Origin of the sequence: Erythrobacter sp. WG, from assembly GCF_026586795.1 — a bacterium.
GTDB lineage: Bacteria > Pseudomonadota > Alphaproteobacteria > Sphingomonadales > Sphingomonadaceae > Erythrobacter.
Window position 1 is genome coordinate 153,384 of sequence record NZ_JAPFGY010000001.1, and the last position, 21,367, is coordinate 174,750.

The 21,367-nt window shown below is 68.4% G+C and carries 24 protein-coding genes; 19 read left to right on the forward strand and 5 right to left on the reverse strand.

Annotation, left to right across the window (positions count from 1 at the left end):
• Nucleotide 1 precedes the first annotated feature (1 nt).
• From OPU67_RS00770 to OPU67_RS00780, 3 genes are read left to right on the forward strand one after another with little or no spacing between them, the layout of a single operon-like run.
• Nucleotides 2–457 (forward strand): RidA family protein, encoded by a 456-nt coding sequence (locus OPU67_RS00770; RefSeq protein WP_267616809.1) that lies wholly within the window; start codon nt 2–4, stop codon nt 455–457.
• Nucleotides 454–1,182, forward strand: coding sequence for a glycerophosphodiester phosphodiesterase family protein (locus tag OPU67_RS00775; protein ID WP_267616810.1), 729 nt, complete (start codon nt 454–456; stop codon nt 1,180–1,182). Before OPU67_RS00770 ends, OPU67_RS00775 begins: the two co-directional genes overlap by 4 nt.
• The gene (locus OPU67_RS00780) at nt 1,179–2,315 is read left to right on the forward strand and encodes a GNAT family N-acetyltransferase (protein WP_267616812.1); all 1,137 of its coding nucleotides are present in this window, start codon (nt 1,179–1,181) and stop codon (nt 2,313–2,315) included. Before OPU67_RS00775 ends, OPU67_RS00780 begins: the two co-directional genes overlap by 4 nt.
• Nucleotide 2,316: 1 nt before the next feature.
• On the opposite strand, the gene OPU67_RS00785 is transcribed toward OPU67_RS00780, so the two are convergent.
• Complete coding sequence (locus OPU67_RS00785) at nt 2,317–2,646, reverse strand: SEL1-like repeat protein (protein WP_267616814.1); 330 nt, start codon at nt 2,644–2,646, stop codon at nt 2,317–2,319.
• Between the two features lie 264 nt (nt 2,647–2,910).
• Between OPU67_RS00785 and dksA the strand changes: the two genes are divergently transcribed.
• The 6 genes from dksA to kynU all read left to right on the forward strand — a co-directional run bounded on the left by dksA (nt 2,911) and on the right by kynU (nt 7,950).
• Nucleotides 2,911–3,369, forward strand: coding sequence for an RNA polymerase-binding protein DksA (gene dksA / locus OPU67_RS00790; protein WP_267616815.1), 459 nt, complete (start codon nt 2,911–2,913; stop codon nt 3,367–3,369).
• 184 nt (nt 3,370–3,553) lie between these two features.
• The gene (locus OPU67_RS00795; RefSeq protein ID WP_267616816.1) at nt 3,554–3,931 is read left to right on the forward strand and encodes a PilZ domain-containing protein; all 378 of its coding nucleotides are present in this window, start codon (nt 3,554–3,556) and stop codon (nt 3,929–3,931) included.
• Nucleotides 3,932–4,011: 80 nt separating this feature from the next.
• Nucleotides 4,012–5,475: an ABC transporter substrate-binding protein gene (locus OPU67_RS00800; RefSeq protein WP_267616817.1), complete on the forward strand. Its 1,464-nt coding sequence runs from the start codon at nt 4,012–4,014 to the stop codon at nt 5,473–5,475.
• A gap of 5 nt (nt 5,476–5,480) precedes the next feature.
• A complete protein-coding gene (locus OPU67_RS00805) occupies nt 5,481–5,903 on the forward strand; it encodes a DUF4112 domain-containing protein (protein WP_267616818.1) in 423 nt (140 codons plus the stop codon).
• A 35-nt stretch (nt 5,904–5,938) separates the two neighbouring features.
• Entirely contained in the window at nt 5,939–6,730 is a 792-nt protein-coding gene (locus tag OPU67_RS00810; RefSeq protein WP_267616820.1) for a tryptophan 2,3-dioxygenase, read from the forward strand.
• A complete protein-coding gene (kynU, locus tag OPU67_RS00815; RefSeq protein ID WP_267616822.1) occupies nt 6,727–7,950 on the forward strand; it encodes a kynureninase in 1,224 nt (407 codons plus the stop codon). Before OPU67_RS00810 ends, kynU begins: the two co-directional genes overlap by 4 nt.
• 4 nt (nt 7,951–7,954) lie before the next feature.
• Here the strand turns inward: kynU and OPU67_RS00820 are convergent, their stop codons facing one another.
• Nucleotides 7,955–8,857 (reverse strand): SDR family oxidoreductase, encoded by a 903-nt coding sequence (locus OPU67_RS00820; protein WP_267616823.1) that lies wholly within the window; start codon nt 8,855–8,857, stop codon nt 7,955–7,957.
• A 154-nt stretch (nt 8,858–9,011) separates the two neighbouring features.
• On the opposite strand from OPU67_RS00820, the gene OPU67_RS00825 reads away from it, so the two are divergent.
• Genes OPU67_RS00825 through OPU67_RS00835 form a run of 3 tightly spaced genes read left to right on the forward strand, consistent with a single transcriptional unit; the run spans nt 9,012 to nt 11,542 of the window.
• The gene (locus OPU67_RS00825; RefSeq protein ID WP_267616825.1) at nt 9,012–9,785 is read left to right on the forward strand and encodes a hypothetical protein; all 774 of its coding nucleotides are present in this window, start codon (nt 9,012–9,014) and stop codon (nt 9,783–9,785) included.
• An 18-nt stretch (nt 9,786–9,803) separates the two neighbouring features.
• Nucleotides 9,804–10,436 (forward strand): MarC family protein, encoded by a 633-nt coding sequence (locus OPU67_RS00830; protein ID WP_267616827.1) that lies wholly within the window; start codon nt 9,804–9,806, stop codon nt 10,434–10,436.
• Nucleotides 10,437–10,489: 53 nt separating this feature from the next.
• Nucleotides 10,490–11,542 (forward strand): DUF475 domain-containing protein, encoded by a 1,053-nt coding sequence (locus tag OPU67_RS00835; RefSeq protein WP_267616829.1) that lies wholly within the window; start codon nt 10,490–10,492, stop codon nt 11,540–11,542.
• 56 nt (nt 11,543–11,598) lie between these two features.
• On the opposite strand, the gene OPU67_RS00840 is transcribed toward OPU67_RS00835, so the two are convergent.
• Nucleotides 11,599–11,886, reverse strand: coding sequence for a YciI family protein (locus tag OPU67_RS00840; RefSeq protein ID WP_267616830.1), 288 nt, complete (start codon nt 11,884–11,886; stop codon nt 11,599–11,601).
• Nucleotides 11,887–12,043: 157 nt separating this feature from the next.
• Here OPU67_RS00840 and putA point away from each other — a divergent pair, with 157 nt between their 5' ends.
• On the forward strand, nt 12,044–15,175 hold the full coding sequence (putA, locus tag OPU67_RS00845) for a bifunctional proline dehydrogenase/L-glutamate gamma-semialdehyde dehydrogenase PutA (RefSeq protein ID WP_267616832.1): 3,132 nt from the start codon (nt 12,044–12,046) through the stop codon (nt 15,173–15,175).
• Between the two features lie 10 nt (nt 15,176–15,185).
• Nucleotides 15,186–15,713, forward strand: a complete 528-nt coding sequence (locus OPU67_RS00850) for a hypothetical protein (RefSeq protein ID WP_267616834.1) — start codon at nt 15,186–15,188, stop codon at nt 15,711–15,713.
• A gap of 21 nt (nt 15,714–15,734) precedes the next feature.
• Here OPU67_RS00850 and OPU67_RS00855 read toward each other — a convergent pair whose 3' ends face one another.
• Nucleotides 15,735–16,298 carry a chlorite dismutase family protein gene (locus tag OPU67_RS00855; protein WP_267616835.1) on the reverse strand — a complete coding sequence of 188 codons (564 nt, stop codon included), beginning with the start codon at nt 16,296–16,298 and terminating at the stop codon, nt 15,735–15,737.
• A 71-nt stretch (nt 16,299–16,369) separates the two neighbouring features.
• On the opposite strand from OPU67_RS00855, the gene OPU67_RS00860 reads away from it, so the two are divergent.
• From OPU67_RS00860 to OPU67_RS00875, 4 genes are all read left to right on the forward strand, one after another.
• On the forward strand, nt 16,370–17,131 hold the full coding sequence (locus tag OPU67_RS00860; protein ID WP_267616836.1) for an endonuclease/exonuclease/phosphatase family protein: 762 nt from the start codon (nt 16,370–16,372) through the stop codon (nt 17,129–17,131).
• Nucleotides 17,131–17,487, forward strand: a complete 357-nt coding sequence (locus OPU67_RS00865; protein ID WP_267616838.1) for a hypothetical protein — start codon at nt 17,131–17,133, stop codon at nt 17,485–17,487. The genes OPU67_RS00860 and OPU67_RS00865 overlap by 1 nt, the downstream gene beginning before the upstream one ends.
• A 64-nt stretch (nt 17,488–17,551) precedes the next feature.
• Nucleotides 17,552–18,106 (forward strand): dCTP deaminase, encoded by a 555-nt coding sequence (gene dcd, locus OPU67_RS00870; RefSeq protein WP_267616839.1) that lies wholly within the window; start codon nt 17,552–17,554, stop codon nt 18,104–18,106.
• 105 nt (nt 18,107–18,211) lie between these two features.
• Nucleotides 18,212–19,387, forward strand: coding sequence for a saccharopine dehydrogenase family protein (locus OPU67_RS00875; RefSeq protein WP_267616841.1), 1,176 nt, complete (start codon nt 18,212–18,214; stop codon nt 19,385–19,387).
• A gap of 267 nt (nt 19,388–19,654) precedes the next feature.
• Here OPU67_RS00875 and OPU67_RS00880 read toward each other — a convergent pair whose 3' ends face one another.
• The gene (locus OPU67_RS00880; RefSeq protein WP_267616842.1) at nt 19,655–20,890 is read right to left on the reverse strand and encodes a GTP-binding protein; all 1,236 of its coding nucleotides are present in this window, start codon (nt 20,888–20,890) and stop codon (nt 19,655–19,657) included.
• 136 nt (nt 20,891–21,026) lie between these two features.
• On the opposite strand from OPU67_RS00880, the gene OPU67_RS00885 reads away from it, so the two are divergent.
• Nucleotides 21,027–21,365, forward strand: coding sequence for a MerC domain-containing protein (locus OPU67_RS00885; RefSeq protein WP_267616844.1), 339 nt, complete (start codon nt 21,027–21,029; stop codon nt 21,363–21,365).
• Nucleotides 21,366–21,367: the final 2 nt, after the last annotated feature.

Sequence of the window (21,367 nt, forward strand, 5' to 3'; positions counted from 1 at the left end):
GATGAGCTACACCGCCCGCCTTGCCGAACTCGGCATCACCCTGCCGAAGCCCGCCGCACCCGTCGCCAGCTACGTGCCGGTCGTGGTGAGCGGCGGGATGGCTTTCGTTTCGGGCCAGATCGCCTTTTCGGACGGCAAGGTCATCACCGGGACGCTCGGCAAGGATGTCACGCTGGAAGAGGGGCAGGTTGCTGCACGCGCCTGCGGGCTGATGATCCTTGCCCAGCTCGAAGCCGCCGGGCTGCTCGATTCGGTGGCGCGGATCGTGAAGCTCGGCGCCTTCGTCTCGTCCACCCCCGACTTCTATGACCACCCCAAGGTCGCCAACGGCGCCTCGGACCTGATGGAAAAGGTGTTCGGCGGGGCCGGCCAGCACGCCCGCGCGGCGGTGGGCGTCGCGGCGCTGCCATTGAACGCCGCCGTCGAGGTCGATGCGATCGTCGCCCTGAAGGCATGACCGCAAGGCCCGCTCCCGCTTGGCTGACGCAGTGGGAGTTTGCCCACCGCGGATTGCATGGGCCGGGCGTGCCCGAAAACTCGCTCGCCGCGGCCGAGGGTGCGATCGCGCGCGGGATGGGGATCGAGTGCGACATCCAGCGCAGCCGGGACGATCACCCGATGGTCTTCCACGACTGGGAGCTGGAGCGGCTGACGGGCGAGGCGGGCGCGACCGGAGATATGAGCGCCGAGGCGTTGGAACAACTCCGCCTGCTCGGCACCGACCAGCACCCGGTGAAGCTTGCACGGTTCCTCGAAGTCGTCGCCGGGCGCGCGCCGCTGCTGATCGAAATCAAGTCGCTGCCCGGCTATGAGGTGGAGTGGACCTGCGCCTCGGTCGCATGGCTGCTCGACAGCTACGAAGGTGCCGCTGCGGTGATGAGCTTTGATCCGCGTGTGCCGGAATGGTTCGCGGCCGAAGCACCGGGCATCTGCCGCGGGCTGGTCGGCACGGATTCCTACGAGAACGGCTTCGAAGGGGTTTGGCGCGATCCTGCGGCGCTCGCCGCCGCGCAGCCCGATTTCCTCGCCATCGACGTGCGCGATCTTGCCCGCCCCGAAGCGGCGGCATGGCGCGCCGGGGGCCGCCCGTTGCTGACCTGGACCGTCCGCTCGCCGGGGACGCGCGCCATCGGGCTCGCCCATGCCGATGCGCTGATTGCCGAAGGGGAAGGGCTGGCGTGAGCGGGCCGGAGCTGACCGTTCGCATCGCAGATTCGGTCGGCGCCTTCGACGCGGGCGAGTGGAACGCGCTGGGCGGGAACGACAATCCCTTCGTTTCCCACGAATTCCTCACCGCGATGGAGGATTCGGGGAGCGTCGGCCCCGGGACCGGCTGGGAGCCCGCGCCGATCGCCATCACCGCCGAGGGCGGCACCCTGCTCGCCGCCATGCCGTCCTACGCCAAGGGGCATAGCCAGGGCGAATATGTCTTCGACCATAGCTGGGCCGATGCCTGGCACCGCGCAGGCGGGCGCTACTACCCCAAGCTCCAGATCGCCGCGCCCTTCACGCCCGCGACGGGGCCGCGCCTGCTGCTCTCGGACGAGAGCCTCGCGCCGCATCTGCTGAAGGGCGCCGAGGCGGTGTGCGTGCAGAACAAGCTTTCTGGCGCGCACGCGACCTTCATCGACCCCGCGCAGCTCCCGCTGTTCGAGGCGGGCGGGTGGATGCCCCGCGCCGATATCCAGTTCCACTGGTTCAATCGCGATTACGGCAGCTTCGAGGACTTTCTCGGGGCGCTATCGTCGCGCAAGCGCAAGGACCTTCGGAAAGAGCGCGCGGCGGCGGTGGAGGGCCTCACCATCCGCCACTTGACCGGCAGCGATATCCGCGAGGAGCACTGGGACGCCTTCTGGGTGTTCTATCAGGACACCGGGGCGAGGAAATGGGGGAGCCCCTACCTCACGCGCGCGGCCTTCAGCCTGCTGGGCGAGCGGATGGGGGATCGGATCGTGCTGATCCTTGCCTATGACGGGGGTGAGCCGATTGCCGGGGCGCTCAACTTCGTCGGCAGGGATGCGCTCTACGGCAGGTATTGGGGCTGCACCCGCGAGGTGCGCTTCCTGCACTTCGAGCTGTGTTACTATCAGGCGATCGACATCGCCATCGAGCGGGGTCTCGCCAAGGTCGAGGCGGGGGCGCAGGGCGGGCACAAGCTCGCCCGGGGTTATGAGCCGGTGCGGACCTGGTCGGCGCACTGGATCGCCGATCCGGGTTTCCGCGCGGCGGTGGCGGACTTCCTCGATCGCGAACGCGCGGGCGTGGCGAGCGACCAGCTCTATCTCGGCAGCCGCACCCCGTTCAGGAAAGGCTAGATCAGGCGGCGCTCAGGCGGCCCTCGGCGAGCCACTGGCGGGCGCGGCGCTGGGCCTCGGCGATCTCGCGTGCGGTCATTTCCTCGGCGATGTCGGCGCGGCAGTTGGCGGCTTCCTCGTGGCCGCGCGCGGCGGCGAGGTTGAACCACTTGTGCGCCTCGATGAGATCGCAGGGCGCGCCGTTGCTACCCGTCGAGAAAGCCACGCCAAGGTCGTAGCAGGCCCCCGGCAGACCCCTGCCAGCCTCGGCCAGCCATGCCCCAAGCACCCCGTCGAGGCGTGTTTCACGTGAAACATTCGGCTGGCTCGCAGCGATCGTCATGATGGTCATCGTCAGTCCCCTCGTTCACCCGGCCGCCCCCCGGCGTGCCGTCCGTCTGCGAAGGATTGCGGCATTCATGGTCAAGAATTGGTTAACGCGTTAACCCTGCCGCGAATGCGGTGGACCGGCGGCCAAACCCGCTTGTGCGCCCCCGGGGCCTTGCCTATAGGCGGCGCATTGCTTTCCGCTTGCTGGGACCAAGTGAGCCAATGAAAACATTCAGGCATCAGGACGCGACGGTTTTCCCGGCGGCTCATGGGATGAGAGAGCTCGATGCCAACCTTCGCGTCTGACGACATCGATATCCTTGAAAAAGCCAAGCGATTGCTGGCGCCGGACTACGTCCCGAGCGACGACGAGGAGTACATGAGCGAGCGCCAGCAGGCCTATTTCCGGATGCTGCTGATCGAATGGAAAAGGTCGATCCATTCCGCCGCCGGGCAGACCCTGCAATCGCTCCAGGACGGCCCGATCCGCGAGGCGGATCTAACCGACCGCGCCTCGAGCGAGACCGACTGGGGCATCGAACTGCGCACCCGCGACCGGCAGCGCAAGCTGGTCTCCAAGATCGACGCGGCGCTGCGGCGCATCGATTCGGGCGAATACGGCTATTGCGAGGTGACCGGCGACCCGATCGGCCTGCGGCGCCTGATCGCCCGCCCCGTCGCCACCATGACCGTCGAGGCGCAGGAAGCCCACGAACGCCGCGAAAAGGTCTCCCGCGACGATTGAACCGCAGTGTGGCGCGGCGAATTGTGCCGCGCTGGGACAAGGCTGCACAAGCCGCGCGCCCCGTAATACTCCTTTACCGCTCGTTTACCTCAGTTTGGGCATGGTCGTCAGGGCACGAAAGGCGTAAGGTCTGGCGTGTCGTGGCAAGACCGGCAGATGACGTCGCAAAGGAGGCATTCCGCGCATGACAGGGGTTGAAACACGCAGCGTCGCACGCGACAGCCTGTTTCTGCTGGCTGACATCCGCGTCGAGCAGGGCTCCGAGGTCAACCGGGTCCGCGTCCGCAACCTGTCGGACGGGGGCATGATGGGCGAAGGTCAGCTGCGGGTTCAGCGGGGCCACCGCGTGTCGGTCGACCTGCGCAACATCGGCACGGTCGAGGGAACGGTCGCCTGGGTGCAGGACAACCGCTTCGGCGTGGCCTTCGACGAGGAAATCGATTCGCAAAAGGCCCGCCGCCCGATCCAGTCGGGCGACGAAGCGCTCGGGGTCGTCCAGGCGCGATCCTGGGCACACAAGGCTCCGCCCCCGCCGCATTGGACCCAGCTGCGCAAGATCTGATCCCCGTATCGCGCGTTGTCCGCCACGCGCCGCCGCAGCAAGCTGACCGCCGCATCGCGACCTGCTAGAGGTTGAACGCGATGCGATTCTGGCTGCCTCTGCTCGCCGTCCTGGCATTGCCGGCCTGCGGCCCTTCGGACGGCGGCGGGCCGGTGATGGTCGCGGTGATCGGCTCCGAGGCAAGTCTCTTCCAGCAAGGCGTGCGCCTTGGGCCGCAAGCCCAGCAGATCCGCGCTGCAACCCGAGAGGGACTGGTTGCGCTCGATCAGGCCGGGCAGGTCGTGCCGGGCATGGCCGAACGCTGGATCGTCACCGACGACGGCCTCAGCTACATCTTCCGCTTGCGCGACGCTGACGAGCGTGAAGAGGGGTCGCTCACTGCCGCCGAGGTGCGGCAGCAGCTGCGCGACGCGATCGCGGCGCTGCGCGGCACCTCGCTCGGGCTCGACCTCGCGGCAGTGCGCGACATTCGCGCCATGACGGGACGGGTGATCGAGGTGCGGCTCGATACGCCGATGCCGGATTTCCTGCGGCTGCTGGCTCAGCCCGAACTGGGGATCGTCAGGAACGGCAGCGGCCTTGGTCCGATGACGCTGGTGCGGGACAGGAAGGCGGCGAGCGTGCGCCTCTCTGCCCTGCCCCCCGAAGCACGCGGTCTGCCGGCGCGCGAGGACTGGCAGGAGCTGGCGCGGCCGGTGCTGGTCCGCGCCCTCCGGACCGAGGATGCCGTCGCGGCCTTCTCGCGCGGGGATGTCGACCTCGTGCTCGGGGGGTCGCTCATCGATTTCCCGCAGGCCGAGGCCGGGCCCCTGTCGCGCGGGACGATCCAGGTCGATCCCGCCGTTGGCCTGCTCGGCCTCGCGGTGCGCCGCGAGACCGGGCTGCTCGCCGACCCGGCGCGGCGCGAGGCGCTGTCGATGGCGATCGACCGCGGCGCCCTCATCCAGGCGTTCCGCATCAGCGGCTGGCGCGAGAGCAGCTGGATCGTCCCGCCCGAAGCGTGGCCCGAAGCACCCTATCCCGAGGACCGCTGGAACGGCGCCTCGCTCGAAGCGCGCCGGCAGACCGCGGCCGCGCGGATCCGGGGCTGGGCCGGGCCGGGACGCGAGGCGATCGTCAGGATCGCCCTGCCGAGCGGCCCCGGCAGCGATATCCTGCTGCGCCGCCTTGCCGAGGACTGGGGCGCGATCGGTGTGGGCGTGCGCCGCGCCGGGCGGGGCGAGGGCGCCGATCTCGAGCTGCGCGACACGCTCGCCCGCTATGCCTCGCCGCGCTGGTACCTCAACCAGTTCGCGTGCAGCCTCGGGCAGGGCCTGTGCGTGCCGCAGGCCGATGCGCTGGTCCGCCAGTCGCTGACCGAGCGCGACTCCGCGGCGCGCGACCGGCTGCTGGTCGAGGCCCATGCGGCGCTCGTCGAGAGCGATGTCTACATCCCCTTGGGCGCGCCCGTGCGCTGGTCGCTGGTGCGCGGTTCGATCCGCAACTACCTTCCGAACGCCTGGGGTGTGCACCCCTTGTTCCCGCTCTCCCAGCCCACCACATGAAGCGCATGGAAACGCCCCGCCTCCGCCGCGCCCAGCCGATGGGCTTCGCCATTCCGATCGGCACCGATGCCGCATCGGTCCGCGCCCGTGTGATCGCGATGGAAAGGCTGCTGGAGCGCAGTCTCGTCATCCCCGGGATCAGGATGCCGGTCGGGCTCGACGCGGTGCTCGGGCTGGTTCCGGTGCTCGGCGACGTGCTGGCCGCCGCGATGGGGGCCTATATCCTGTGGGAGGCGCGCAATCTCGGGTTGCCGAAGTGGAAGCTTGCGCGGATGGGTGCCAACGTCCTCTTCGACACCGCGATCGGCGCGATCCCCCTGATCGGCGACGCGGCCGACGTGCTGTATCGCTCCAACACCAAGAACCTCAAGATCCTGCTCCGGCACCTCGACGCTCACCACCCCGAGACACGGGTCATCGAGGGGTAGTTTCCTCACCGGGCGCAGCGCGCTAGGGTCGGTGCATGAGCGCCGACGTCACCTATGCGAGCTATCTCGATCTTGGCCGGATTCTCGAAGCACAGCATCCCGCATCGGGAGCGCATGACGAGCTTCTGTTCATCATCGTGCACCAGGCGAGCGAGCTGTGGCTCAAGCTGTGCCTCCACGAGCTGACCGCGGCGCGCGCGTGCATCGAGGCGGACGACCTGCGTCCCGCCTTCAAGATGCTTGCGCGGGTGGCGCGGGCGCAGCAGCAGCTGATCCAGAGCTGGGACGTGCTGAGCACCATGACGCCGCACGACTACTCGGCGGTCCGCCCGCATCTCGGCCCGTCGAGCGGGTTCCAGTCGGCGCAGTACCGGATGATGGAGTTCATGCTTGGCGGGCGCGACGGGCGGCACGTTCGCCTCCACAAGTCCAACGCCGACTGGGCCGGTCGGCTGGAAGCGGAAGCGGGGCGGGCGAGCCTATATGACGCGGCGATCCGCCTGCTGGCGCGGCGCGGCTTCGCCATCGACGCCGGCGTGCTGGAGCGCGACCTCGCGGCTCCCCACACGCCGGACGCCAGCGTCGAGGCGGCCTGGGCGGCGATCTACCGCGACCCCCAGAGCCACTGGGACCTGTATGAACTGGCGGAGAAGCTCGTCGACCTCGAATACCACTTCCAACGCTGGCGCTTCGGGCACCTCAAGACCGTGGAACGGATCATCGGCTTCAAGCGCGGCACCGGGGGGACCGCCGGGGTGCCCTATCTTGCAGGGGTAATGAGACAGGTCTTCTTCCCCGAGCTGCTCAGCGTCAGGACCGCGATATGACCCCCGAAAGCCGCGCCGCCGAGTTCGATGCGGCGGACCCGCTTTCGGGCTACCGGGAGCGTTTTACCCTGCCGCAAGGGGCGGTCTACCTCGACGGTAACTCGCTCGGGGCGCTGCCGAGGGCCACGCTGGAGGGGGTCTGCGGGGTGCTTGAAAGGCAGTGGGGAGAGGGTCTGATCCGCTCCTGGAACGATGCCGGCTGGTTCGAGGCGCCGGCCCGGATCGGCGCCAAGATCGCCCCGCTGATCGGCGCAGGCCCGCATGAGGTGATCGCCTGCGATTCGACCAGCGTGAACCTCTTCAAGCTGATCGCGGCCGCGCTTGCGATGCGACCGGGGCGGAAGGTCGTGCTGTCGGAGCCGGGCAACTTCCCGACCGACCTCTACATGATCGCCGGGCTCGAGGCGCAGGGCCTCGCCACCCGGCGGCTGGCCGAGCGCGAGCGGCTGGCCGAGGCGCTGGACGAGGACGTCGCGCTGCTGCTGCTGACCCATGTCCATTACAAGACCGGCGCGATGCACGACATGGCGGCGCTCACCCGCGCGGCGCACGCGGCAGGGGCGCTGGTGCTGTGGGACCTCTCGCATTCGACCGGGGCGGTGCCGATCGACCTCAACGGGGTTGAAGCGGACTTCGCGGTCGGCTGCGGCTACAAGTACCTGTGCGGCGGGCCGGGCGCGCCCGCCTTCGCCTTCGTCGCCGAGCGGCACCATGCGCACCTCCAGCAGCCGCTTACCGGGTGGTTCGGCCATGCCGCGCCCTTCGCCTTCTCCGACGACTATGCAGGCGCACCCGGCATCGAGCGGATGCAATGCGGCACGCCCCCCATCCTCGGGCTCGCGGCGCTCGAGATCGGGGTCGACCTGATCGCCGAGATCGGCGTCGCGCGGCTCTACGAGAAGTCGCAGGCGCTCTCGCAGTTCTTCCTCGCCTGCCTCGGTCATCACGGCGTCGCGCTTGAGCTGGTCAGCCCGGCCCGCAGCGACGCGCGCGGCAGCCAGCTCTCCTTCCGCCACCCCGAGGCCTACGGCATCTGCCAGGCCCTGATCGCGCGCGGCGTGATCGGCGACTTCCGCGCTCCCGACATCCTGAGGCTCGGCTTCGCGCCTGCCTACCTCACCTTCGCCGACATGGCCGCCGCCGCCCGCCACCTCGCCGAGGTACTGGCGAGCGGCGAGTGGCAGCGCCCCGAATTCAACCGCCGCGCCGCTGTCACCTGACGCCTTAACCGACGGTTCTCTCCGCCTTGTCCTTTGCGTTGGTGCTCTTGATCAGGCTGCGCATCTGCTCCCATTCGGCATCGCCCAGGGAATGGAGCATCGGGTAGAAGGTCCCGCCGGTCGCCTGATAGCCCGCGCCGTCGATGGCGATGGTCTGGCCGTTCACGTATTCCGCGCCCGGTCCCATCAGGAACACCGCAAGGTTCGCAAGCTCGTGCATCTCGCCCGCGCGGCCCAGCGGGTTCATGGCATTGTTCGAATTGCCGCCCGAGCCGGCCGGGTTCAATCGCGCGCTCATCCCCTTGGTCGGGAAGAGGCCCGGGGCTATGGCGTTGAAGCGCAGCCCGTAACGGCCCCATTCGGCCGCGAGGCTCTGGGTCATGGCGTTGATCGCGGTCTTGCTCATCGCCGAGGGCACCACGAAGGCGCTGCCCGACCACACCCAGGTTGTGAGGATCGAGAGGAAGCTCGCCCGCTTCTTCTCCGCGATCAGCCGCTTGCCGATGTCGAGCGTCACGTAGAAGGTGCCACGCATCACGATGTCGGCGATGGCGTTGAAGCCGTTCACCGAAAGGTCCTCGGTGCGGCTTATGAAGTTGCCGGCGGCATTGTTGACCACACCGGTGAGCGCGCCGCCATCGGCCCAGATGCTGTCGACCATCGCATGGATCGCGTCCGGATCGCGAATATCGCAGGCGTGGCCCACGATCTTGCCGCCGTGCAGCTTCGTCAGTTCCTCAGCCGTCTCGTCGAGCTTCCCCTGACGGCGGCCGCAGATGTAGACGGTCGCGCCGAGCTTCAGGAAGGCCTCGGCCATCTCCCGCCCGAGCCCGGTGCCGCCGCCGGTGACGAGAATGCGCTCGCCCGCCATCAGGCCTTCGCGGAACATCAGCTTCGATACGTCCATGGTTCGCGTCCTCTCGATTTCATCGCCGTTGCGCCGCCCGGCGGCTCGCACCGATCATGGCGTCCGCAAGGCTCCGCGCCAATCCGGAACCTGTTGTCGTGGCCTGCGCTTTGCGCCAGACCGGCATTCCCTGTCGCCAGCCCCGGAGCATTCCATGCGCATCCTCGCCCCCGCGCTGATCCTCGCCAGCACCCTCGCGCTCGCCGCCTGCACCGGAAGCGGCGGGCAGCCCAAGCCGACCAAACGGCAGGTGGCGATGATCGACCGCGCGCTCGCCCGCGCGCCGGGGGCGGCGCAGCCGAGCACCATCGTCGCCGCCGAACTTGCCTTCAGCCGCGCCGCACGCGAGCGCGGGCAGTGGACCGCCTTCCGCGAATTTGCCGCGCCGGGTGCGATGCTGCACGGCGGGAGCGGCCCCTTCGCGATCCTGCCGTGGCTCGCCACGCAAACCGATCCGCCGCAGGCCGTCCAATGGAGCCCGCGCGTCGTGGTGATGAGCTGCGACGGTTCGCTTGCGGTCAGCAAGGGACGCTTCCGCAACCCTGACGGCACGGTCGGCAATTTCGCCACGGTCTGGGAGCGGCAGGCGAATGGCGACTATCGCTACATTTTCGATGCCGGCGGGGACGACAACCCGCAGCCGCCGCCCAGGGAGCGGATCGAGGAGGGCGACATCATCGTCACCGCCATCGACGCGGTGCAGGGCCTGATCGCGTCCTGCCCGCGCGCCGGCGTCCCCGTCGCCCCACCGCCCGCGCTGCCCATCGGCGCGGACGGCACCGAGGGCGGGGGCCTCTCGCGCGACGGCACGCTGCGCTGGCGCTGGCAGCACAAGGCCGACGGCACGCGCTTCATCGCCGCCGACTACTTCTATGAGGGCCGCTGGACCACGCCGTTGGAACAAAGCCTTGCCCCGGACCCCAAATGATGTGAGGGGCGCCGCCACATGGCCCTCACCGAGACCTTCCTGTCTGCCTTCGTCACCCTGTTCGTGGTGATCGACCCACCCGGGTGCGCGCCGATCTATGCCGGGCTCACCAAGGGCGCTTCCCGCGAGCAGGCGCGTAGCATGGCGCTGCGCGCGACCGGGATCGCCTCGGCGATCCTCCTGGTCTTCGCGCTGTTCGGGAAGGAACTGCTGGGCGCGCTCCATATCGAGCTGAACTCGTTCCGCATCGCGGGCGGGCTTATGCTGTTCTTCATCGCCTTCGACATGGTCTTCGAGAAGCGCACCCAGCGCCGCGAGGAACGTGCCGAGAAGGTCGCCGCAACGCCCGAGATCGAAGACGTCTCGGTCTTCCCGATGGCGATGCCGATGCTGGCGGGGCCGGGCGCGATCGCGGCAGTGATGCTGCTGATGAACGAGGCGGGCGGGGACTGGGCGGCGATGAGTCAGGTGCTCGCCGCGCTCGCTGCGGTGCTGGCGATCACGGCGGCCGCGCTGCTCGCGGCGGGGCCGCTGATCCGGCTCGCGGGCGACAAGGTCGAGGCGGTCATCACCCGGCTGCTCGGCGTGCTGCTGGCAGCGCTCGCCGCACAATATGTGATCGACGGCCTCAAGGGCAGCTTCGGCCTCTAGCGGGCGGCTCCGCGGCGCTTTATGAGCGCGCGGTCATTCACACAGGATCATCCATGCTCAAGCATTTCGGCGGCTCGCTGCTTTTCACCCTCGCGGGCCTCGCGATCGGCGGCTGGTACGGTTGGGAGCTGACCGGCACCCTTGACGGGATGCTCGGCATCCTGTGGATCTGCGCGGTGCTCGCCGTGCTCGAGGTGTCGCTGTCCTTCGACAATGCCGCGGTCAACGCCTCGATTCTCAAGGACATGGACCCGGTCTGGCAGCACCGCTTCCTCACCTGGGGGATCGCCATTGCGGTGTTCGGGATGCGGATCGTCTTCCCGCTCGTGATTGTCATGGTCGCAGCCCAAATCGGCCCCATCGAGGCGATCGAGCTCGCGCTTGGCAAGCCGGCCGAATATCAGCGTATCGTCAGCGAGGCCCATGTCGGCCTGATGGGCTTCGGCGGGGCGTTCCTCGGCATGGTCGGCTTGAAGTATTTCTTCGACGCCGAGAAGGAGGTGAACTGGATCGAGGCGATCGAGCGGCCGCTGTCCAAGGTCGCCAATATCGAGGCCATCGCCATCGGTGTGGTGCTCGCCGGCACTTGGGCGGTGTCGAGCGTGCTCCCTGCGGAGGAGGCGCTGACCTTCCTTATCGCCGCCATCGCGGGCCTCCTGACCTATCTCGCGGTCGAGATCGTCAACCACCTGCTCGAACCGCCGACGCCCACCACCGGCGACGTTGCCAAGGCGGGCTTCGGCGCATTCCTCTATCTCGAGGTGCTCGATGCGAGCTTTAGCTTCGACGGGGTGATCGGCGCCTTCGCGCTCACCAACAACCTGATCGTCATCGCCATCGGCCTCGGCATCGGCGCGATGTTCGTTCGCTCGATGACGATCTTCCTCGTCAACAAGGGGACGATGAGCGAATACCGCTATCTCGAGCACGGCGCCTTCTACGCGATCCTCGCGCTCGCGGTGATCATGTACCTCAACACCTTCATGCACATTTCGGAGGTCATCACCGGGCTGATCGGCGCGGTGCTGATCGGGCTCGCCTTCTGGTCGTCGGTGAGGTGGAACCGGGCCAACGGCGGCGCGCAGCCCGAGGATGCGCTCGCCTGACGGCTTCGCGGTGAGGGAGGGGGCGCTCGCCTGCGGCTTCGCGGGGGGCTTCCGGGTCAGGCCCAGTCGCCGAGCAGGGGCGAGAATTCGTCCACCCGGATCAGCTGCCACACCCCGCCGGTGAGGTAGGGGTCCTCGGCAAGGATCGCGCGCGCCGCCGCCTCGTCCTCGGCCTTCACGATCAGCAGCGAGCCGATGATCAGGCCATCCGCGCGCTTCAGCGGGCCGACGATCACGAAATGCTCGGCATTGGCGTGAACGAATTCGAGATGGGCAGGCCTGTGGATCGCGCGCAGGCGCCCGCCGTCCTCGCCGTCGCGGCAGTGGAAGCAGAACATCCGCATATGGTGTGAAGCCTCCCGATGGTCGCGACGCGGCAAGGCTAACGGCAGGGCGCCGCGCGGGTCAAGGACGCGCATTGCAAAGTGGGCGCTTGAAGCGCAGCCTCGGTGGGTTCAGAGCGCCGCCTTCAGACCCTCGAATCGTTTCAGGTGAAACCAGATGGCCGACTTCTCCGCCGCCGCTCCCGCCGCGATCGACCGCACCGACCTGAGGCGCGCCTATCGCCAGGACGAGGAGGCCTGCATCGCCGAGCGGCTCGCCCAGGCGGCGCCCGCGGCGCGCGTCCACGAGGCGGCGGCGCGACTGGCGATCGACCTCATCGAGGGCGCGCGGGCCAAGAAGGCGAGCGGGATCGACGCTTTCCTCCAGCAATACGGCCTCGACACCGAGGAGGGCATCGCCCTGATGTGCCTCGCCGAGGCGCTGCTGCGCGTGCCCGATGCGGCGACGGCCGATGCGCTGATCAAGGACAAGATCGGGCAGATCGACTGGGGCGAGCACCTCGGCGAGAGTTCTTCGACCTTCGTCAACGCCGCGACCTTCTCGCTGATGCTGACGGGCGAGGTGCTGGATCCGCCTGACGCGCGGCAGAAGGGGCTGGGGAGCGCCTTCAAGCGGGCGATGAACCGCCTGGGCGAGCCCGTGATTCGCACCGCGACGGGCCAGGCGATGAAGATCTTGGGCGGCCAGTTCGTGTTCGGCCGCACCATCGACGAGGCGCTGAAGCGCGCCGCGCCGGAGCGGGCGCGGGGGATCACCCACTCCTTCGACATGCTCGGCGAGGCGGCGATGACCTTCGCCGATGCCGAGAAGTACCGGCAGGCCTACGAGCGCGCGCTCGACCGGTTGGCGCGCGAGGCGGGGGCGGGGGTGGCAGGTTCGCCGGGGATCTCGGTGAAGCTCTCGGCGCTGCACCCCAAGTACGACTTTTTCCATGCCGACAAGGCGAGGGCGGCGATGGTGCCGATGGTGAGGGCGCTCGCGCTGCGCGCTCGCGATGCCGATATCCACTTCACCATCGACGCCGAGGAGGCCGAGCGGCTCGAGCTCTCCCTCGACATTATCGAGGAACTGGTCGCCGACGACGCGCTGTTCCGCCGCCCCGACGGCAGCCGCTGGGAGGGCTTCGGCCTCGCCATCCAGGCCTATTCCAAGCGCGGGCTGTGGGTGTGCGACTGGGCGGGCAAGCTCGCGCGGCGGCACGGGAGGAAGCTCTTTGTGCGCCTCGTCAAGGGCGCCTACTGGGACAGCGAGGTGAAGCTCGCGCAGGTGGGCGGCTACACCGACTACCCGGTGTTCACCCGCAAGGTCGCGACCGACGTCAGCTACCTCGCCTGCGCCGCCCGGCTGTTCGAGCACGCCGACGTGATCCGCCCCGCCTTCGCGACGCACAACGCCTACACGATTGGGGCGATCAAGCACCTCGCCGGGGGCAAGCCTTTCGAGTTTCAAAGGCTCCACGGCATGGGCGAGGAGGTCTACGACGCACTTCACGTCCTGGAAGGCAACCAGCGCACGCCGGTCAGGATCTACGCGCCCGTCGGCGGGCACAAGGAGCTGCTCGCCTACCTCGTGCGGCGCCTGCTCGAGAACGGGGCGAACACCAGCTTCGTCAACCGGATGGGCGATGCCGACATTCCGGCGGAGGAACTGGTCGGCGATCCGGTGGCGGAGCTCGCGGCGATGGACCCGCGCCGCAACCCGGCGATCCCGCTGCCGGCGGCAATCTTCGGCGCGCGGCAGAACAGCGCCGGGGTGGATCTTTCCGACCCGCTGGTGCTGGGGCCGCTGCTGGCCGAACTGAAGGCGCTCGAAAACCGCCAGTGGGAGGCCGTGCCAACCTTCGGAGGGTCCGGCACGGCAGCGAAGGTCGCCTCCCCGCACGACCGCGCCCGCACCGTGGGCACGGTGCGCGAAGCCACTGCCGATGAGATCGACGCCGCCTTTGCCCGCGCCGCCGAGATCCAGCCCGGCTGGGATGCCCTCGGCGGCGAAAAGCGGGCCCTCTTGCTGGAGGAGGTCGCCAACCTCTTCGAGGCGCACACAGCGGAGTTCCTGAGCCTCTGCCAGCGCGAGGCGGGCAAGACGCTGCTCGATTCCGTGCTGGAGGTGCGCGAAGCGGTCGACTTCCTGCGCTACTACGCTTCCGAGGCGCGCCGCCAGTTTGCCGCGCCGATCGTCCTGCCCGGACCGACCGGCGAGGAGAACACCCTCGCGCTCCACGGACGCGGCGTCTTCGTCACCATCGCGCCGTGGAACTTCCCGCTCGCGATCTTCATCGGCATGGCGGCGGCGGCAATCGCGGCCGGCAATGCCGTGCTCGCCAAGCCCGCGCCGCAGACCCCGCTGATCGCGGCGCTCGCCATCAAGCTGTGTCATGAGGCGGGCATCCCCCCCGAGGTCCTGCAATTGATCCCCGGCGGCACCGAGGTTGGCGCGGCGCTGACCGCCGATCCGCGCCTCGCCGGGGTCGCCTTCACCGGATCGACCGCCACCGCCCGCGCCATCAACCGCGCGCTGGCGAGCCGAGACGGGCCGATCGCCACGCTGATCGCCGAGACCGGCGGGCAGAACGCGATGATCGTGGATTCCTCGGCGCTTCCCGAACAGGTGGTCCGCGACGTGGTCGGCAGCGCCTTTCAGAGCGCCGGGCAGCGCTGCTCGGCGCTCAGGGTGCTCTATCTTCAGGAGGACGTCGCCGACGCCATGCTGGAGATGATCCGGGGCGGTTTCGAGGCGCTCACCGTGGGCGATCCTTCCGACCTCGCGACCGATGTCGGCCCGGTGATCGACGCGGCGGCGCGCGAGCGTCTCGAGGCGCACGTCGCCGACTGCGAGGCAAAGGGCTTCCCCGTCGCCCGCCTGCCGCTGCCCGAGGCGTGCGGGAAGGGCAGCTTCGTCGCGCCGACGATCATCGAGGTGCCGTCCCTGTCCGTGCTGAAGGAAGAGAACTTCGGCCCGGTGCTCCACATCGTCCGCTTCCGCGCGGGCGAGCTGCCGCAGGTGGTGGCGGACATCAACGCGACCGGCTTTGGCCTCACCCTCGGGCTCCACAGCCGCATCGCCGAGACGCGGCGCTATGTGCAGGCACACGCGCGGGTCGGCAATTTCTACGTCAACCGCAACCAGATCGGCGCGGTGGTGGAGAGCCAGCCCTTCGGCGGCGAGGGCCTGTCGGGCACCGGGCCCAAGGCGGGCGGCCCGCACTACCTTGCCCGCTTCGCGACCGAGCGGGTGACCACCATCGATACCACCGCGGCAGGCGGCAACGCCACCCTGCTGGCAAGCTGAGCCGCTGCCCATGCTCGGCCTGCTGAAGCGCCTTGTCCTCGTGCTGGCGCTGGCCCTGCCCGGGCCGGTGCTGGGCGAGGTGCGGATTCACTTCCACAGCTTCAACGGCTCGGTGATGTTCGGCCGCTACCCGCACACCTTCATCGTGCTGGACGGCACGCTGGAGGAGACGGGCGCGGTGGTGAACGAGAACTACGGCTTTTCCGCCCGCTCGGTCAGTCCAGCTGTGCTGCGCGGGCCGGTGGAGCACATCGTTTTCACCGAAAAGCCCGAGCAGATCAGGCGCACCAACCGGCATTTCACCCTGACGCTCACCGACGCGCAGTATCGCCGGATCGTCGCCGAGGTCGAGGCGTGGCGCAGCGCACCGGGCAGGCATTACGACCTCGATACCCGCAACTGCATCCACTTCGTCGGGCGGATGGCGGAACTGCTGGGGCTGAAGGTGGACTACCCCGCCGATATGCTGCGACGGCCGAAGAAGTGGCTGAACCACATCGCCGCGCTCAATCCCCGGCTCGGGGTGCGCCCGCTCTGAGCCGCGCCGTCGGGCGAGGTCTTACGAACGCTTCGTCAGCCGAATGTCGATCTCGCGCGTCACGTAGGTCCACTCCTCGCTCGCCCGAAGCCGCGCGAGCAGCTCGTCGAACAGGGGCTCATGGTCGGGCGCGAATTCGAACCACGTCAGGAAGTCGAAGGGCTCGCCGAGATCGCGGCCGTGGTGGAGGCGTCGGGCGATCCGGGGGAGGTATTCCATCCCGATGCTGGTGTGGCGCGACTGCTCCTCGTAGATGCGCCGCCGCTCGTCCTGCGCGAGCGCCCACCACGCCTCGCTCTTGCTGATCGGGATCAACGCCGCCCGCCGTGCCTCGGCCCGGCCCAACGGGCTGCCGCGCGCGGTAAGGGCGCTGAACTCGTCGCGCAAGGTGTAGCGCAGGTGGCTGGCAACGCCGCAGAGGGACCAGACGGGTGCGGGCGCCTCCAACCAGCCGCCGCCCTGCCGCACCGAGAGGCCTGCAACCGGCGGCAGGCTTTCGCCCGCCAGTGTGGTCATCCCGGTCACCGCCCAGTCACCCCGGGCGCCGCCATCGAAGGACCAGAAGACCCGCGCGCCATACGTCATGCCGCTCGGTTACGACGAGCCGCGCGCGCGCCTCTATCGAATTAGAACGGTGGCGGCTATCCTGGCGGGCCATGCCCGATCAAACCTCGCCGCGCCGGACCCTCAAGGTCGCCAGCTACAACATCCACAAGGGCGTGGGCACCGACCGCCGCCGCGATCCGGCGCGCATCCTCAACGTGCTGAACGAGGTGGATGCGGACGTGGTGTGCCTGCAGGAGGCGGACTTGCGGTTCGGCACCCGCGCCAGCGTGCTCCCGCGGTTCCTGATCGAGGGGCACACCGATTACGAGCCCGTCCCTCTCGATGTGCAGCACGATTCGATGGGCTGGCACGGCAATGCGATCCTCGTGCGGCGCGGGATCGCGGTGGAAAGCCACGATATCCTCCACATCCCCTGCCTCGAGCCGCGCGGGGTGGTGACGGCCACGCTCGATGTGGGCGGCGCGCAGCTGTGCGTGTTCGGGATGCACCTCGACCTCTCCGGCCTGTGGCGCGTGCGCCAGGCGCGCGCCATCGCCGCGCTCGCCGCGACCGCGCGGGCCGAGCGGGCGACGGTGCTGATGGGCGACCTCAACGAATGGCGCTCTGTCGCCGGCTGCTTCCGCGAATTCGGCAAGCACTTCGCGCTGCTCGATCCGGGGCCGAGCTTCCCGAGTCGGCGCCCATTGGGGCGGCTCGACCGGATCATGCATTGCGAGCGTTTGACCCCGACGGACTGCGGCGTCCACAGGAGCGCGCTGGCCGCCAACGCGTCGGATCATCTGCCGGTCTGGGCCGAGTTCAGGATGGGGTCAGCTTCCGGGGCGGATCGTGCATCGCGAGGAGAGCCGTGATGAAGCTATCGCCCGTGCGGATGATGCTGCCCTGCCTGCTGGCGCTGCCGGCCAGCGGAGCCACGGCCCAAGTCGAGATGCGCGCCAAGCCTGCTCCCCACGAGGTGTCCGACCCCTACCAGGCGCGCATCCTGCGTGCGCGGGCGCATTACGAGGCGCTGCGCGCCGGTCGTCTCGCGGCGCACGATCTTACCGCGCAGGACTTGCAGGACGTGATTGATTTCGATCGCCGGGTTCGCGGAGCGTCGCTCGACACACGCTCAACCGCCGAGAAATGCGTCGATGCCGAAGTGCGCCGCGTCGGCGGCCACCCGAGCCAATTGGATTGGGAGGTTATCCGGCTCAAGTGCCGGTGAGGCGAAGGGGGATAGAACGGGCCTTGCCCTTGCTCCGGCGCCCGCCATCGGGAATCCCTCTGGCATGGCGATTCTCTCCGACAAATGGATCCGCACCCAAGCGCTCGAGCATGGCATGATCGAGCCCTTCGTCGAGGCGCAGCGGCGCGACGGGGTGATCTCCTATGGCCTCTCGTCCTACGGCTACGACGCGCGCGTGGCGCCCGAGTTCAAGATCTTCACCAATGTCGATTCGGCGGTGGTGGACCCCAAGGACTTCGCAGCGAACAGCTTCGTCGACCGCGAGACCGATGTCTGCGTGATCCCCCCCAACTCCTTCGCGCTCGCCCGCACGGTGGAATATTTCCGGGTGCCGGAAGACGTGCTGGTGATCTGCCTCGGCAAATCGACCTATGCGCGCTGCGGGATCATCGTCAACGTGACCCCACTGGAGCCGGGCTGGGAGGGCCATGTGACGCTGGAATTCAGCAACACCACGCCGTTGCCCGCGAAAATCTACGCCAACGAGGGCGCGTGCCAGTTCCTGTTCCTTCAGGGCAACGAGCGCTGCGAGACCAGCTACAAGGACCGCGCGGGCAAATACATGGGCCAGCGCGGGGTCACGCTGCCGCGGCTGTAGCCGACTTCCGTTCGTGCTGAGCTTGTCGAAGCACCGTTTTTCCTCTTCAACGGCGAACAAGAGAAGCAGCCCTTCGACAAGCTCGGGGCGAACGGAGACTGGATCATGAGCACCCGCGAATTCGACGTCATCGTCTATGGCGCCACGGGCTACACCGGGCGGCTGGTCGCCGAATATCTGGCGCAGCATTACGGTGCGCGGGACGACGGGCCGAAGTGGGCGATGGCGGGTCGCAGCCTCGCCAAGCTCGAGGAAGTGCGCGATCTGATCGGCGCGCCTGCGAACACGCCGCTTGTCGTCGCCAATGCTGACGATGCTGCCGATCTCGAGGCGATGTGCGCGCGCACCCGCGTGGTCCTCACCACCGTCGGCCCCTACCAGCTCTACGGGGACAAACTGGTCGCGGCCTGCGTGGCGACCGACACCGACTATGCCGACCTGTGCGGCGAGCCCGCGTGGATGGCGGCCAAGATTGCGGAGCACCAGGCCGCCGCCGAGGCCTCGGGCGCGCGCATCTGCTTTTCGAGCGGGTTCGATTCCATCCCCTTCGATCTCGGCGTGATGATGACCCAGAAGGCCTGCGTCGAGCGTTTCGGCAAGCCCGCGCCCCGCATCAGGGGCCGCGTGCGGGCGATGCAGGGCACGTTCTCGGGCGGGACGGCGGCGAGCCTCGGAGCGACGATGAAGGCGGCGGCGAAGGACGTCTCGCTCATCAACGTGCTGCGGAACCCCTTCGCGCTCACCCCGGGCTTCGAGGGGCCGGATCAGCCCTCGGGCATGATCCCGTCCTATGAGGACGATCTCGGCAAATGGTCCGCGCCCTTCGTCATGGCGCCGATCAACACCAAGAACGTCCACCGCACCAACTTCCTGCTCGGCCATCCCTACGGCACCGATTTCCAGTATGACGAGATGATGCTGACCAGCCCCGGCGAGGCGGGCAAGGCGGCGGCGCAGGCGGCGCTCGAGTTCATGAAGAACCCTTTCGGCGCAAAGCCGCCCAAGCCGGGCGAGGGCCCCAGCAAGGAGGAGCGCGAGAACGGCTTCTATGACGTCGTGTTCGTCGCCGACATGGACGACGGCCAGCGCCTGCAATACGGCGTCAAGGGCCGCTACGATCCGGGCTACGGCTCGACCAGCCGGATGCTCTCGGAGACGGGCATCGCGCTCCTCTCCTGCACCAAGCCGGGCGGGATCGGCACGCCGGGGGCGTTCCTCGGCGAGGACCTCGTCAAGCGGCTTGAGGAGCACGCCGAGCTGACCTTCGCCGTCGAAGCGTAGGATCACCTAGCGACCGCCGTTCGGAAACGGACGGCGAGCTCGTCGCAGGACTGGCAAAGCCCGGCCACCTCGATCACCTTGCGCCGTGAACCAAAGTGCGCGGCCCAGCCTTGCTGTTCGAGTGCCTCAGCCACCTTGCTGCCCTCGATCGTTTCGATCGAGCCGCAAGCTTCGCACATCACCAGCCTCGCAGCATAGGCTAAGGCGACACAGGCAGGTGGATCGCCGTCCCATCATTCAGCGCGGGGGAGGAGGCGGCAGCGGTGCTTATTCGGCCGGCTCGAGGCTCGTTTGCGCTTCGCCCCAAGCGGGGAAGGGATCGTTGAGCCGCTCCCACTTTTCGGGAGCGAATTCGTCGGTGGGGACAAGGCAGGCGTCGAGCGCCTTGGTGATGGCCGCCTTGTCGAGCCCGATGCCGATGAACACCAGTTCCTGCCGCCGGTCGCCCCACACCGCGTCCCAGTGGCGGATGACGAATTCCTCGAATGTGCCGTCATCGGGCCAGCGGTTCTTGGGCACGGCGGCCCACCAGCGGCCCATGCGGCTGACGGTCTTCTGGTGGCCCGCAACCGCCAGCTCGCCGAGGAAATCAGTGCGGGTGGCAAGCCAGAAATGCCCCTTGGCGCGGATCACCTTGTCGAGCGCATCCCCCGTCAGGAAGCGGTAGAACGACGCCGGGTGGAACGGGCGGCGGGCGCGGTAGACGAAACTTTCGACGCCATACTCCTCGCTTTCGGGGCGGTGGCTGGCGTAGTCGTAAAGCTCCTTCATCCACAGCGGGTGCTGTTCGGACCGCTCTTCGTCATAGAGGCCGGTGCCCATGATGGTGTCGAGCGCGACCTTGCCGAAATCGGCGTCGATGATGCGGGCATCGGCATTCAGCGAGGCGACCACCTGCTTGACCGTCGCCAGCTGTTCGGGGCTGACGGCTGAGGCCTTGTTGACGATCACCACATCGGCGAATTCGATCTGTTCGACGAGCAGGCCGACAAGGCTGCGGTCATCGCCTTCTCCCGCCGTCTCGCCGCGTGCAGAGAGCAGATCGGTGCTCGAATAATCAGCCAGCAGGTTGAGCGCATCGACCACCGTCACCATCGTATCGAGCCGCGCGACATCGCCCAGACATTCGTCATTTTCGTCGCGGAACGAGAAGGTCGCGGCGACCGGCAGGGGTTCGGAAATACCGGTGCTCTCGATCACGAGGTAGTCGAACCGCCCTTCCTCGGCGAGCTTGCGCACTTCCTTCAGCAGATCGTCGCGCAACGTGCAGCAGATGCAGCCATTGGTCATCTCCACGAGGCTTTCCTCGGCGCGGCTCAAAGCCGCCTCGCCGCCGCGAACCAGATCGGCGTCGATATTCACCTCGCTCATGTCGTTGACGATCACCGCCACCCGCTTGCCCTCGCGATTGGCGAGGATGTGGTTGAGCAGCGTGGTCTTCCCCGCCCCGAGGAAGCCGGAGAGCACGGTGACTGGCAGGCGGCGGTCAGGCGTGGCGTTCATCGGGCGAATCCTTGACTGGGGGCTTGCGGTGACGCGATCAGCATTTAAGTAATGTTGTAACATCACGCAATAGGGGCAACGTATGTCAGGATCAGCAGCCAGCGCCAATCACGAGGCCCCATGGCACCGCTTGGGGATGAGCCTTTCGGTGCTGTGTCTGCTGCACTGCCTTGCCCTGCCATGGCTGCTGGCGAGCCTTCCGATCGCTATCCTCGCGACTTTGCCGGAGGGCCTGCGCGAGAACGCATGGGTGCACGCCGCGCTGATTGCCCCCGTGCTGCTGGTCAGCGGACCGGTTCTGCTGCGCGGACAACCGGGGGCTGCGCAAAGCCTGCTCGTCATCTCCGCATTCGTAGCGCTGATCGGCGGCCTTTTCATCGCCAGCGAAGCGGGCGAGGTCGCGCTGACGGTCGCCGGCACGCTGCTGCTGCTCGCCGCGCACTGGCGCCGGCTGCGCAAGGCCCATCCGCACTGACG